Genomic DNA, 12,186 nt, shown 5'->3' with positions numbered 1-12,186 from the left:
GGCAGGCTACGCGCCTACCTCCGTAGAACTACGGAGCGGCGTCCTCGACCAGGGCCGCGTAGCGCCGGATGAGCATGGCCAGCGAGTCGGTCTCCAGCTTGGCGAACAGGTTGGCGCGGTGGGTCTCCACCGTGCGCGGCGAGAGCGACAGCGCGCGGCCGATCTCCTTGTTGGTGAGCCCCTCCACGATCAGGCCCAGCACCTCGCATTCGCGGCTCGAGAGCTGTGCATAACGCTCGCGCGCCTGCCGGTCGGCCTGGTGGCGCTCGCGCGAGCGTACATGCTGGCGCACGGAGGCCTGCAGTGCTTCGATGAGCAGCTCGTCATCGACCGGCTTCTCAAGGAATTCCGCAGCCCCGGCCTTGAAGGCGCGGCGGCACATCTCCACGGTTCCATGGCCCGTGAGCATGATCACAGGCTGATCCACCCCTTGCGCCACCAGCCTGTCCAGCACCGCCAGCCCGCTGATGCCAGGCATGCGCACGTCGAGCACGATGGCGCCCACGTCGCTGCGGTCGAACTCGGCGAGAAAGACATGCGGGTCGGACCAGGTTTGGACGCGCAGGCCTACCGTGCCTATGAGCAGTGCCAGGCTGTCGCGCACGGCGGCATCGTCGTCCACAAGGTGAATCAGGGGCGAGAGGGAAGAGGTCATGTCGCGTTCAAGGCTGGTGTGCCAGCGGGAGCTGCAGATGGAATTCGGCCCCAGGCCCATCGGCAGGCGAAGGAGAGGATGGAGCCAAAGTGAGCTCGCCTCCCATCGCCTGCGCCAGGCTTTCCGACAGCGAAAGGCCTAATCCCAGGCCGCCGGAGCGTGTGGTGTAGAACGGCGTGAACAGGCGCGCTCGCGCCTCGGGCGCCACGCCGGGTCCGGTGTCGCGCACGCTCAGCAGGACCCGCGCGCCCTGGGGGCTAAGGGTGAGGCGCAAACGGCGCCGGCCGGGCTCGGTCTGCTCCATGGCCTGCAGCGCGTTCATCACCAAGTTGTGGATGATCTGCTGCAGGGCCACAGGCTCGGCGCGCACGGCCGGCAGGTCTGCGGGAGCATCCACCTGCACGGCAATGCTGCGGCGGCGCAGCTCGGGCTCCAGCAGGTGCAGTGCATCATGCACGGCGGTGGACAGGGGCAGAGTCTGGACCTGACGTGACAGGTCGGGCCGCTCGACCACGCGGCGCAGGCGTCCCACGACGGTGCTGGCGCGCCTTGCCTGGGCCACGGCCTGATTCATGGCATGGCGCGCCATGTCCAGATCTGGCTCCTCATCGCCCAGCAGGCGCTGCGCCGCCTGGGTATTGGCCAGCAGCGCGGTCAGCGGCTGGTTGACTTCATGTGCCATGCCCGCAGCCAGTTCGCCGAGCTGGTTGAGACGGGCGACCTGGCCCAGACGCAACAGCTCTTCTGCCCGGCGTGCGGCCACGCGCTGGCGCAGCAGGGTGCGCAGTGCGGCCAGTGCTGCAGCGCTGGCCGCCGCCCAGGCCAGCATGGTGGCCCAGGGCAACTCGCTCCAGCCCACGTCGCGCTCCAGCACCACATCGAAGGGCTGGCTCTGCGAGGCCAGCAGCTTGTGAAAGTCGTAATTCCAGCCGCGCTCCAGTTGCCGTCCGGCCTGCACGGTAAAGGCTTGGCCCTGATACTGAAGCCGCACGCGCACTGGACTGGTCCGGGCATCCATGGGCCACTCGTCCCAGGGAATGGTGGCATGCAGATCCAGCAGCAGGGCGTGGTCGGCGGCTGGGCCGGCAAGTGCCAGCCATACCCGGCCTTTGGGCAGGTCGGCCCAGGCCAGTTCGGCATGGCCGCTTTGCAGCGAGCGGGCCTCTGCCATATCCAGCGCGGCACCCAGGTCATGGGGCCAGTCAGCCGGCCAACTGCTGTCCGGCAGGCGGCGCAGTACCTCGATGATCTGCGGATAGGCGGCGGGCAGGCGCGGCAGCGGCAAGGCTACCTTGGCACCGCGGCCTTCCGCAGGTGGCTGCAGCAGGGGCAGCATGGCCATTACCGCATCGTGCTGCACGGCACGCTGGCTCAGCAGCCGGTGCACGATGCGCGCATCCGTCACGAATGCATCCTCCAGGGCCTGCAACCGCGCATTCACGAGCCAGCCTGCGCCTGCAATGGCCACCAGGGCCCAGGCCATCAGCCAGGCCAGGGGGCGGCGCCAGTGGGGGATGATCATGGCCGGTGTTGTCGCGGATTATTTGGCGTAAGGGTCTTCGTAACCCATCTCCTTCATGATGTCGGTCTCGTAAGCCTCCATCTCTTCGGCGTCTTCCTCGCTGGTTTCGTGGTCCCAGCCCTGGGCATGCAGCGTGCCATGCACCAGCAGATGGGCGTAATGCTCTTCCAGGCTCTTGTTCTGCTCCTGGGCCTCGCGCTCCACCACGGGGGCGCAGAGCACCAGATCGGCCATCACGGTCGGCTCCTGCTGATAGTCGAAGGTCAGCACATTGGTCGCGTAGTCCTTTTTGCGGTACTCGCGATTGAGCTTGCGGCCTTCCTCGGCATCGACGATGCGCACCGTGATCTCGGCATCCACGGCCAGCGCATGGCGGATCCAGCGCGTGACGCGGCTGCGGCTCAGCAGTTCGCGATGGGCGGCGGCCTCTGCGCTGGGACCGAATTGCAGCGATAGTTGCAGTTGATTTAAGGTCATTTTGGCTTTTAGCCCTTATGAGGTAAGCGCTAGTAGCTATTGATTTTGATTAAAGTTCGTCTGCTGTTGGCAGCGGGCGGGCCGTTCGGGGGCTGCTACGGTGCTTGGGCGCCGAAGTGCCTTCGGACACGCGGCCGCGTGCGTCATAGGCGTCCACAATGCGGGCCACCAGCGGGTGGCGCACCACGTCGGCGCTGGTGAAGTGGTTGATGGAGATGCCCTTGACGCGTTTGAGGACGCGCTCGGCATCGACAAGTCCGCTGGGTGCTCCCTTGGGCAGGTCGACCTGGCTCACGTCGCCCGTGACCACGGCCTTGGCGCCAAAGCCGATGCGGGTCAGAAACATCTTCATCTGCTCGGGCGTGGTGTTCTGCGCCTCGTCCAGGATCACGAAGGCGTTGTTCAGCGTGCGTCCGCGCATGAAGGCCAGCGGCGCGATCTCCAGCGCATTGCGCTCGAAAGCCTTCTGCACCTTCTCGTAACCCATCAGATCGTAGAGCGCGTCATACAGCGGGCGCAGATAGGGGTCCACCTTCTGCGTCAGGTCGCCGGGCAGAAAGCCCAGGCGTTCGCCGGCTTCCACGGCGGGCCGGGTCAGCACGATGCGCTGCACGGCGCTGCGCTCCAGCGCGTCCACGGCGCAGGCCACGGCCAGATAGGTCTTGCCCGTGCCGGCCGGGCCGATGCCGAAGCTGATGTCGTGATTGGCGATGTTTTCCAGATACAGCGCCTGGTTGGGCGTGCGGGCGCGCAGATCGGCACGGCGCGTAGTCAATTGCGGAGCCGTCAGGTCGGCCTCCAGCATCTCGACATCGCCGGCCAGCATGAGCTGCAGCGTATCTTCCGCAATCACGTAGTCGGCGATCTCATAGAGAGCCTGAAGCAGCTCCAGCGCCTCATTGGCCTTGGCCTTGGGGCCGTCGATCTTGAACTGCTCGTGGCGGTGAGCGATCTTGACGCCCAGCGCGATTTCGATGGTGCGCAGATGCGCATCTGCCGGGCCGCAGAGATGGGTCAGGCGCGTATTGTTATGGGGTGTGAAGGTATGGCGCAGGATCACGCGGATAATTTCTCAAAAGAATCGCCGCACGGTGCGGCAAAGGATTTCAATGATAGGCAAATTGACTGGAACGCTGCTGGAAAAAAACCCGCCCGAAGTCCTGGTGGACTGTGCCGGTGTGGGCTATGAGGTGCAGGTGCCCATGAGCACCTTCTACAACCTGCCTGCCAATGGTGCCAAGGTAGCCTTGCTGACCCATTTTGTGGTGCGGGAAGACGCCCAGCTGCTGTTCGGCTTCGGTACGGCCCGCGAGCGCCAGACCTTCCGCGAACTCATCAAGATCACCGGCATAGGACCGCGCATGGCACTGGCCGTGCTCAGCGGCATGAGCATCGATGATCTCGCGGACGCGGTATCGCAGCAGCAAGCAGGGCGATTGGTCAAGGTGCCCGGCATCGGCAAGAAGACCGCCGAGCGTCTGCTGCTGGAGCTCAAGGGCAAGATCGGCGCGGATACCGGTGCGCAGTCGCTGTTTGCCAATAACAACGACCAGAACGATATTCAGCAGGCACTGATGGCGCTGGGCTACTCGGACAAGGAAGCATCGGCCGCCCTCAAGAAACTCCCACCCGATGTAGGGGTGAGCGAGGGCATTAAGCTCGCGCTCAAGGCTTTGACCAAATAGCTTCGCTGGCCCTGTGCCAGTCCGATCGTGAACTGCAGGAGAACACGATATGCATTGGTGGATACAGGGCAGGCGCATTCCCTCTCTATGCGCAAGCCTGATGCTGGTGGTGCTGACCGCTTGCGGCGGCGGAGGGGGCGGAGGCAGTGTTCCGGACCCGGGCCCTGGCGGCGCAGGTGTCGGTAACGGCGGCAATGGTGCGGGCGTCGCAGAGACCAGTCCTCCGCCGGGTCCGCCCACGGCCTATGTGCTGGATTCGCTGATAGTGCCTGTCGCCCAGACTGCGGCTTCGGCCAGAGGCGTGGCCGTGGCATCCGTGGCCGTGCGACCCAAGGCCGTCGATCTGGCTTTGCCGCAGTGGAACGACGCGCCTTTGCCGGTCATGCCCATGCCTGGTGTGCCCATGCAAATAGGGGCGCCGCGGGCGCTGTCTTCGCTGCAGTCCACTGGCGACATGGCACGTACGTTGCGATGGGCCGGGGCACCGGATGGCGGACAGGTGGCGGCGATAAGCATCACATCGACCGGCGCCCATGGCCTGCGGCTGGGGCTGGTGGTCGATGCCATGCCCGATGCCGCCGAGCTCAGGCTGTACCGCAAGGATCGCAGCAAGACCGGGTTCGAGACCACGGGCAAGGCCATCAACGAGGCCATTGCGCGCAACCGTCGTGTCGACGGCGATACCCGGGCGGCTGGCATCTGGTGGACCCCCGACCTGGGCGCCGATGAGGTCACGCTGGAGATTGCACTGCCTGCGGGACTGTCGACATCGCAGCTGCGCATTGCCATTCCCACACTCACCCATGCCTATGTCAACCTGGCCCTGCCCGTGGAGCTGGAGCTGCGCGATAGCCTTGTGCCCAGAAATGTGGGCGATGCCGCGGGTTGCGAGCTCGATGCCAGCTGCGCCGATCAGTACGCGGTCGAGCGCAATGCCGTGGCGCGCATGACGTATGTGGGCCCCGACAACCGCTACTACTACTGCACGGGCTCCCTGCTGAACAATACCAAGCGGGACTACACGCCGTACTTTCTATCGGCCAGTCACTGCATCTCGACGCAGGCAGCCGCCACTTCGCTGCGCACAGACTGGTTTTTCCGCTCGGCAAGCTGCAATAGCTTCGAGCCGAATGCAAGTACCTCGGCGCTGCAGCGCGGTGCCACGCTGCTGTATTCGACCGCTGTGACCGATGCCACGCTGATGCGACTCAATGAGGTGCCACCTGCCGGCGCGACGCTGGCCGGCTGGGATGCGAGAGGAACGGCGGTGACGGGGACGGCCATCTACGGACTGCATCACCCGCAGGGCGATTTGCTCAAATACAGCGAAGGCCAGGTGCAAAGCTACAGAAATTGCAGTCTGGGCGCCGGCAGCATCACCTGCAGCCCGGGCAATGCCCAGAGCGATTTTGTGAACGTCGGCTGGAGCAAGGGCGTGACCGAAGGCGGCAGCAGTGGCTCGGCCATGTTTGCGGGCGGACGCGTCGTGGGCACGTTGTCCGGCGGCAGCAGCTCGTGTACGGTCAGCGGCGGCTCCGATGTCTACAGCCGCTTCGACCGGACCTTCAGCAGCCAGATCGGGAACTGGCTGGCGCAGTGACCGAGGGCCGGGCCTATTTCCCCTGCAACTGCCTGACGGCCGCCTTGGTCTGCTCCACATGGGCCAGCGGGTCGCTGCTGACAAGGGCGAACTTTACCTTGCCGTCCTGGCCCACCACATAGGAGATGCGGTCGGCCCTGGCAGGGTTGGCGGCAGCACCCGCGTCATAGGCCTTGATGGTGACGGCCCGAGGGTCCGATGCCACGGCAAACTGGTCGCGGCAGGCCTCGGTGGAAAAGCGCTTGAGGGTGTCGATATCGTCATGTGACATGCCCACCACCGTAGCTTTCATGGCCGCGAACTGGGGCGTGGCTTCGGCAAAGGCATGGGCTTCCAGCGTGCAGCCCTGGGTGAAGGCCTTGGGGAAGAAATACAGCACCACCGGCCCTTTCTTGAGCGCCTCGGCCATATCGAAGTCAAAAGCCTTGCCGGCAACGGCCGCGGGCGTCTTGAAGCCAGGTGCTGCATCGCCGGCCTTGAGCGCAGCCTGGGCAGCGACGGACAGGCAAAGCAGGGCGGCCGTACAGGCCAGGGTGTGAATACGCATGAAAAAGCTCCTCGGATCTTTGCCGTCATTGTGCGCAAAGCCAGGGGCCGGCCGTCAATGTGGGGCACTGCAACTGTGGGATTTTGTTTTCCCTGTATTTTTAATCAGTGTCCCTGTCATGCTTGGGGCACAATCACCGCCATGACGATTCATGTGGACGAATTTGCGGCCAGTCCCGCACCTGCACGCAAGGCCAGAAGCGCGGCCGCCGACCCCGAGGCGGCTGCGCCGCGCATGGTTTCGGCCGGGCATTCGTCCCAGGGCGAAGAGGCGCTGGAGCGTGCCCTGCGCCCCAAGCAGCTCGACGAATATGTGGGCCAGGCCAAGGCGCGAGAGCAGCTCGAGATCTTCATTGGCGCTGCCAAGAAGCGCAGCGAGGCGCTCGATCATGTGCTGTTGTTCGGCCCGCCGGGCCTGGGCAAGACCACGCTGTCCCACATCATCGCAGCCGAGCTGGGCGTGAACCTGCGCCAGACCAGCGGCCCGGTGCTGGAAAAACCCAAGGATCTGGCGGCACTGCTCACCAATCTCGAGCCCAACGATGTGCTGTTCATCGACGAGATTCACCGCCTGAGCCCGGTGGTCGAGGAAATCCTCTACCCGGCGCTGGAGGACTATCAGATAGACATCATGATCGGCGAAGGCCCGGCTGCACGCTCCATCAAGCTCGATCTCCAGCCATTCACGCTGGTGGGCGCGACCACGCGCGCCGGCATGCTCACCAACCCGCTGCGCGATCGCTTCGGCATCGTGGCGCGGCTGGAGTTTTATACCTCGGAGGAGCTCTCGCGCATTGTCAGGCGCAGCGCCGGACTGCTCAATGCGCCGATTGACGCGGAAGGCTGCTTCGAGATCGCGCGCCGCTCGCGCGGCACGCCGCGCATTGCCAACCGCCTGCTGCGCCGCGTGCGCGACTATGCCGATGTCAAGGGCGACGGCCGCATCACGCGCGAGATTGCCGACAAGGCGCTGGCCATGCTCGATGTGGACCCCCAGGGCTTTGACATCATGGACCGCAAGCTGCTCGAAGCCGTGGTGCATCGTTTCGACGGCGGCCCGGTAGGTCTGGACAATATCGCGGCGAGTATCGGCGAGGAGTCGGGCACCATCGAGGATGTGATCGAGCCCTATCTGATCCAGCAGGGCTTTTTGCAGCGCACCCCGCGCGGCCGCATGGCCACCCAGGCCGCCTACCGGCACCTGGGCCTGCAGCCCCCCGGAGACAATGCAGCATAAAACTGGCGCAACCCAAACCAGAGACATCGAGCAAGGGCCGCCCCGCAGCGAAGATGTCGTCCCCCTGGGGGAAGCCGCGCAGCGGCTCAGGGGGGATCAATTGCTCTGCGGTCCGGCGTTCCAGAAGGCCTGCAGCACGCCGGGCAGGGCTTCGATCTGCGTGACCACCTGGTCCAGCTCCTCGGCATGCACGGCCGTGGCGAACAGCTCGGCCTCGATTTCGGTGTTGTGCGGCGGAATCTCGTGCTTTTCGACTGCGCGCACCGGGTAGTTGGCCGCCTCCAGCAGCTCCTGCATGCCCTCGCGCACATCGGCCTGGGCTTGCTGGCCGCAGATCACATAGACATAGTAGGTGGCCTCGCTGGCATGCTCGGCCACGGGATGGCGGTTGATGTAGTTGACCACGGGGCGCAGCAAGGTGTTGCTGGCCAGCACGAACAGGGTGGCAAGGCCGGCCTCGGGCAGCAGGCCCGCGCCCGCGCAGGCGCCCACGGCGGCCGAGCCCCATAGCGTGGCGGCGGTGTTCAGCCCCGTGATGTTGGCTCCTTCCTTCATGATGGCGCCGGCACCCAGAAAGCCCACGCCCGAAACCACATAGGAGATGACGCGCGTGGCGCCGTCCGCGCCTGAGACGCGCATGGCCAGGTCGACGAACACGGCCGCGCCCACGGCGACCAGGGTATTGGTGCGCAGGCCCGCCGTGCGCTGGCGTATCTGGCGCTCAAGGCCGATGATGCTGCCGCAGACAAAGGCCACGAGAAGACACAGCACCGTGTTCAGCGTGGCGAGCAGATTGAAGTTCTGTAGGGATTGCATGAAGTTCTGATTGTTATTGGTTATGGACAGGTGCTTGGGTTCATGAAATATGCGGCCCGGAGCTCACCAGCCGTACTTGCGGATATAGACGCGCTTGAGCAGCGTGGTCAGCACAGCATAGGCCAGCAATATGACGATGAGCCAGGGGAAATAGCCGAGCGGCAGGGCCTGCAGCTTGAAATGTCCGGCCAGCGGGCCCATGGGCAGGAAGATGCCTATGGCCATGATGGTCGCCGTGGCGGCCAGCAAGGGCCAGGAGGCACGGCTTTGCACAAACGGGATCTTCGGCGTGCGGATCATGTGCACGATCAGCGTCTGCGTGAGCAGCCCCACCACGAACCAGCCAGACTGGAACAGGCTTTGCTCTGCGGCCGTGCTGGCATGGAAGACGAACCACATCAGCGCGAAGGTGAGCACGTCGAACAGCGAGCTGATGGGGCCGAAGAAGAGCATGAAGCAGCCCAGGTCCTGAGGGTTCCAGCGCAGCGGCCGCGCGACCATTTCCTCGTCCACGTTGTCGAAGGGAATGGCGATCTGCGACAGGTCGTAGAGCAGGTTCTGCATCAGCAGTTGCATGGGCAGCATGGGCAGGAACGGGATGAAGGCCGAGGCGATCAGCACCGAGAACACGTTGCCGAAGTTGGAGCTGGCCGTCATGCGGATGTACTTGAGCATATTGCTGAAGGTGCGGCGTCCTTCGAGCACGCCCTGCTCCAGCACCATCAGGCTTTTCTCCAGCAGGATGATGTCGGCCGCCTCGCGGGCGATGTCCACGCCGCTGTCGACGCTGATGCCGATATCGGCGGCGCGCAGCGCGGGCGCGTCGTTGATGCCGTCGCCCATAAAGCCCGTGACATGACCGTTGGCGCGCAGCGCATGCACGATGCGCTCCTTGTGCAGCGGCGTCAGGCGGGCGAACAGCAGGTGCGACTCCACGGTGCGGCGCAGTTGCTCCTCGTCCATGGCTTCGATGTCGTTGCCGACAATCGCCTCGTCCACCTGCAGACCCACGTCGCGGCAGACCTTGCGTGCCACCAGTTCGTTGTCGCCCGTGAGTACCTTGACCGCCACACCGTGCTGCAGCAGCGCAGCAATGGCGGCCTGGGTGGATTCCTTGGGCGGGTCGAGAAAGGCCACGTAGCCGATCAGGGTCAGTCCGGCCTCGTCGGCGATGCCGTAGGTGTTCTTGTCGGGCGGCACTTCCTTCATGGCCACGGCCACCACGCGCAGCCCCTCGCTGTTCAGGCCCTCGGTGACGGCGCGCACCTGCTCGCGGCGCTCGGGCGTGAGCGGCAGCCGCGTGTCTCCGTCGCGCCCGCTGTCTCGAATATGTGTGCAGACCTCCAGGATTTCCTCGACCGCCCCCTTGCAGATCAGCTCGTGGTGGTGATTGCGCTCGGCCACCACCACGGACATGCGCCGGCGCTGGAAGTCGAACGGAATTTCGTCGACCTTGCGGTAGTCCTCGTTGACATGCAGCCGCGTGTGCAGCTCCACATGCTCGAGTACGGCACGGTCCAGCAGGTTCTTGAGCCCGGTCTGGTAGTAGCTGTTGAGGTAGGCGAACTGCAGCACCTCGTCGCTGGGACGGCCCTGCACATCGGTGTGGCGCTCCAGTGCGATGCGGTCCTGCGTCAGCGTGCCGGTCTTGTCGGTGCACAGCACATCCATGGCGCCGAAGTTCTGGATCGCGTCCAGGCGCTTGACCATCACCTTCTGGCGCGACAGCACCACGGCGCCCTTGGCCAGCGTGGAGGTGACGATCATGGGCAGCATCTCGGGTGTCAGGCCCACGGCCACCGACAGCGCGAACAAAAAGGCCTCGCCCCAGTCGCCCTTGGTGTAGCCGTTGATGAACAGCACCACGGGCACCATCACGGCCGCGAAGCGGATCAGCAGCCAGCTGACGCTGTTCACTCCTTGCTCGAAGGCGGTGGCCGTGCGGTCCTGGTAGGTGATGCGCGCTGCCAGTGTGCCGAAATAGCTCTGGTTGCCGGTGGCGACGACCACGGCCATGGCCGAGCCCGAGACCACATTGGTGCCCATGAAGAGCAGGTTGCCGGCTTCCAGCAACTGGCCGGCCTGCAGGGCGGCGAGGGTGCGAGCATCCTTTTCCACGGGCAGCGATTCGCCCGTCATGGCCGCCTGGCTCACGAACAGGTCCTTGGCGGACAGAAGGCGGCAGTCGGCCGGGATCATGTCGCCGGCCGACAGGGCCACGATGTCTCCGGGCACCAGCTCGCGCATGGGCAGCTCGGACAGCGAGGTGTCATGGCCTCCGCCGCTGTCGCGAAAGTCTGCGGCCGGTGCATCGGTCTTGCGGCGCACGGTGACGCGGTTGCTGACCAGGGCCTGCAGGCGTGCTGCGGCGCGCCGCGAGCGCCCTTCCTGGACAAAGCGCAGCAGCGTGGACAGCAGCACCATGCTGGCGATGACGATGGTGGCTTTTTCGTCCTCGGTGACATAGGAGACCACGGCCAGCAGCGTCAGCAGCAGGTTGAAGGGGTTGCGGTAGCAATGCCACAGGTGTTGCCATGCGGGCAGCGGTCTTTCATGCGCCACCTCGTTGGGCCCATGGCGTAGCAGGCGCTGCCGGGCCTGCTCGGTGCTCAGGCCCCGGCTCGATGTGTCCAGCTGCTGTAGCAGGGCAGCCAAGGGGCTACAGGCGGCGGATTGCAGGGCCTGTACCTGTGCCGGTGGCACGGTGACGGCGGTGGAGGGGCCGCCAGCGGGCATGGGCTGGCGGCCGAAGAGGCCGGCCATGCGGTGGCTGCGCAAAAAGGCCCGGAACAGATTTTTGAGAGTCTGCATCACGGCCTCCTGTCAGTGCAGCGTCTTGCCGGAGGTGCCGAATCGTGTCCAGGGCTGCTGTGCCTGGCTGGCGCGAAACTGGTTGTCGATGCGGCTGCGCTGCTCCTGGGTCAGCAGCGACAGGGCATCGGCGCGCTGGCGGATGCTGAGATTGGCCATGGCGCTGGCCATGAGGGGCGCGGCATGGCGGTCGACCAGGTGGCGCAGCACATCGGTGCGGCGCTCGTTCAGTGCCGAGATCACGGCATGGGTCAGGCCATGGTGGCGGGTAGAGTCATTGAAGCGGGATGCGGGGCGGCTGCGTTGCAGCACGCGCAGCCAAGTGAGGCGTTGCATGGGCATACTCCTTGGGGGTGACCCGGGAGCTGCCCGCCGCTGCTAGGGCATCAGGCGCGCGACCCCGGGACGGGGTTCCAGTTCGTGCGCGCAGCCAAGAGGGTCACACGCACGGCAATGGGCTGGCAGTGCGCCGCACGGGGCGCGCTGCAAGATCGACTAGGGTCGGGATCCATACGTGTTCCTTGGTTGAAAGTGAATGAAATGCGGGCCGGAGCCGGTCCGCGACGAGGCTGCTCAGCGTACGCTGCGGCTGCTCAGAAAGCTGCGGATGCGATGCGTAGGCCAACTGGTCAGTGCATCGAGCTCCAGCGTCTGCTCCAGCGCTTGCGGCAAGGCTGCCGGTGCGGCGGGCGCTGCCTGGCGGGGCATGGCGCGGGCGCGCAGCAGCAGGGGGCGCAGCTGGTGCAGAGAGCGGGTCAGGCGGTTGCTCATGGCGTTCTCCTCATCGGTTGAGGGAGCGGGCCAGGCGGCAGCGCGGCACAAACGTTTTGGCGCAGC

General features: G+C 65.4%; 12 protein-coding genes. 3 read left to right on the top strand and 9 right to left on the bottom strand.

Annotated features, from left to right (window positions below; genetic code table 11):
• Positions 1 to 28 precede the first annotated feature (28 nt).
• Genes MPZ60_RS22450 through MPZ60_RS22435 form a run of 4 tightly spaced genes read right to left on the bottom strand, consistent with a single transcriptional unit; the run spans position 29 to position 3,714 of the window.
• The gene (locus MPZ60_RS22450) at positions 29 to 655 is read right to left on the bottom strand and encodes a response regulator transcription factor (protein ID WP_034354728.1); all 627 of its coding nucleotides are present in this window, start codon (positions 653 to 655) and stop codon (positions 29 to 31) included.
• Between the two features lie 7 nt (positions 656 to 662).
• On the bottom strand, positions 663 to 2,177 hold the full coding sequence (locus tag MPZ60_RS22445) for a sensor histidine kinase (RefSeq protein ID WP_034354724.1): 1,515 nt from the start codon (positions 2,175 to 2,177) through the stop codon (positions 663 to 665).
• A gap of 18 nt (positions 2,178 to 2,195) precedes the next feature.
• Positions 2,196 to 2,654 (bottom strand): rRNA maturation RNase YbeY, encoded by a 459-nt coding sequence (gene ybeY, locus MPZ60_RS22440; RefSeq protein ID WP_012839969.1) that lies wholly within the window; start codon positions 2,652 to 2,654, stop codon positions 2,196 to 2,198.
• 49 nt (positions 2,655 to 2,703) lie between these two features.
• Positions 2,704 to 3,714, bottom strand: a complete 1,011-nt coding sequence (locus MPZ60_RS22435; protein WP_034354721.1) for a PhoH family protein — start codon at positions 3,712 to 3,714, stop codon at positions 2,704 to 2,706.
• Positions 3,715 to 3,763: 49 nt separating this feature from the next.
• Between MPZ60_RS22435 and ruvA the strand changes: the two genes are divergently transcribed.
• Positions 3,764 to 4,339 carry a Holliday junction branch migration protein RuvA gene (gene ruvA / locus MPZ60_RS22430; protein WP_012839968.1) on the top strand — a complete coding sequence of 192 codons (576 nt, stop codon included), beginning with the start codon at positions 3,764 to 3,766 and terminating at the stop codon, positions 4,337 to 4,339.
• A 49-nt stretch (positions 4,340 to 4,388) separates the two neighbouring features.
• Entirely contained in the window at positions 4,389 to 5,939 is a 1,551-nt protein-coding gene (locus MPZ60_RS22425) for a serine protease (RefSeq protein ID WP_034354718.1), read from the top strand.
• Between the two features lie 13 nt (positions 5,940 to 5,952).
• On the opposite strand, the gene MPZ60_RS22420 is transcribed toward MPZ60_RS22425, so the two are convergent.
• The gene (locus tag MPZ60_RS22420) at positions 5,953 to 6,486 is read right to left on the bottom strand and encodes a peroxiredoxin (protein WP_003068738.1); all 534 of its coding nucleotides are present in this window, start codon (positions 6,484 to 6,486) and stop codon (positions 5,953 to 5,955) included.
• A 141-nt stretch (positions 6,487 to 6,627) separates the two neighbouring features.
• Here MPZ60_RS22420 and ruvB point away from each other — a divergent pair, with 141 nt between their 5' ends.
• Entirely contained in the window at positions 6,628 to 7,722 is a 1,095-nt protein-coding gene (gene ruvB / locus MPZ60_RS22415) for a Holliday junction branch migration DNA helicase RuvB (RefSeq protein ID WP_012839966.1), read from the top strand.
• Positions 7,723 to 7,818: 96 nt separating this feature from the next.
• Here the strand turns inward: ruvB and MPZ60_RS22410 are convergent, their stop codons facing one another.
• The 4 genes from MPZ60_RS22410 to MPZ60_RS22395 form a co-directional block, all read right to left on the bottom strand.
• Positions 7,819 to 8,538: an MgtC/SapB family protein gene (locus tag MPZ60_RS22410; protein WP_034354715.1), complete on the bottom strand. Its 720-nt coding sequence runs from the start codon at positions 8,536 to 8,538 to the stop codon at positions 7,819 to 7,821.
• A gap of 63 nt (positions 8,539 to 8,601) precedes the next feature.
• Complete coding sequence (gene mgtA / locus MPZ60_RS22405; protein ID WP_034354712.1) at positions 8,602 to 11,349, bottom strand: magnesium-translocating P-type ATPase; 2,748 nt, start codon at positions 11,347 to 11,349, stop codon at positions 8,602 to 8,604.
• A 12-nt stretch (positions 11,350 to 11,361) separates the two neighbouring features.
• The gene (locus MPZ60_RS22400) at positions 11,362 to 11,685 is read right to left on the bottom strand and encodes a hypothetical protein (RefSeq protein ID WP_034354709.1); all 324 of its coding nucleotides are present in this window, start codon (positions 11,683 to 11,685) and stop codon (positions 11,362 to 11,364) included.
• A gap of 237 nt (positions 11,686 to 11,922) precedes the next feature.
• Positions 11,923 to 12,120 (bottom strand): hypothetical protein, encoded by a 198-nt coding sequence (locus tag MPZ60_RS22395; RefSeq protein ID WP_034354705.1) that lies wholly within the window; start codon positions 12,118 to 12,120, stop codon positions 11,923 to 11,925.
• Between the last annotated feature and the right edge of the window lie 66 nt (positions 12,121 to 12,186).

The sequence above is a fragment of the Comamonas sp. 7D-2 genome, from assembly GCF_022749555.1.
In the GTDB taxonomy this organism is placed as follows: domain Bacteria; phylum Pseudomonadota; class Gammaproteobacteria; order Burkholderiales; family Burkholderiaceae_C; genus Comamonas; species Comamonas thiooxydans.
The sequence above is the reverse complement of the archived record's forward strand: the minus strand, read 5'-3'. Positions and strand labels throughout refer to the sequence as shown.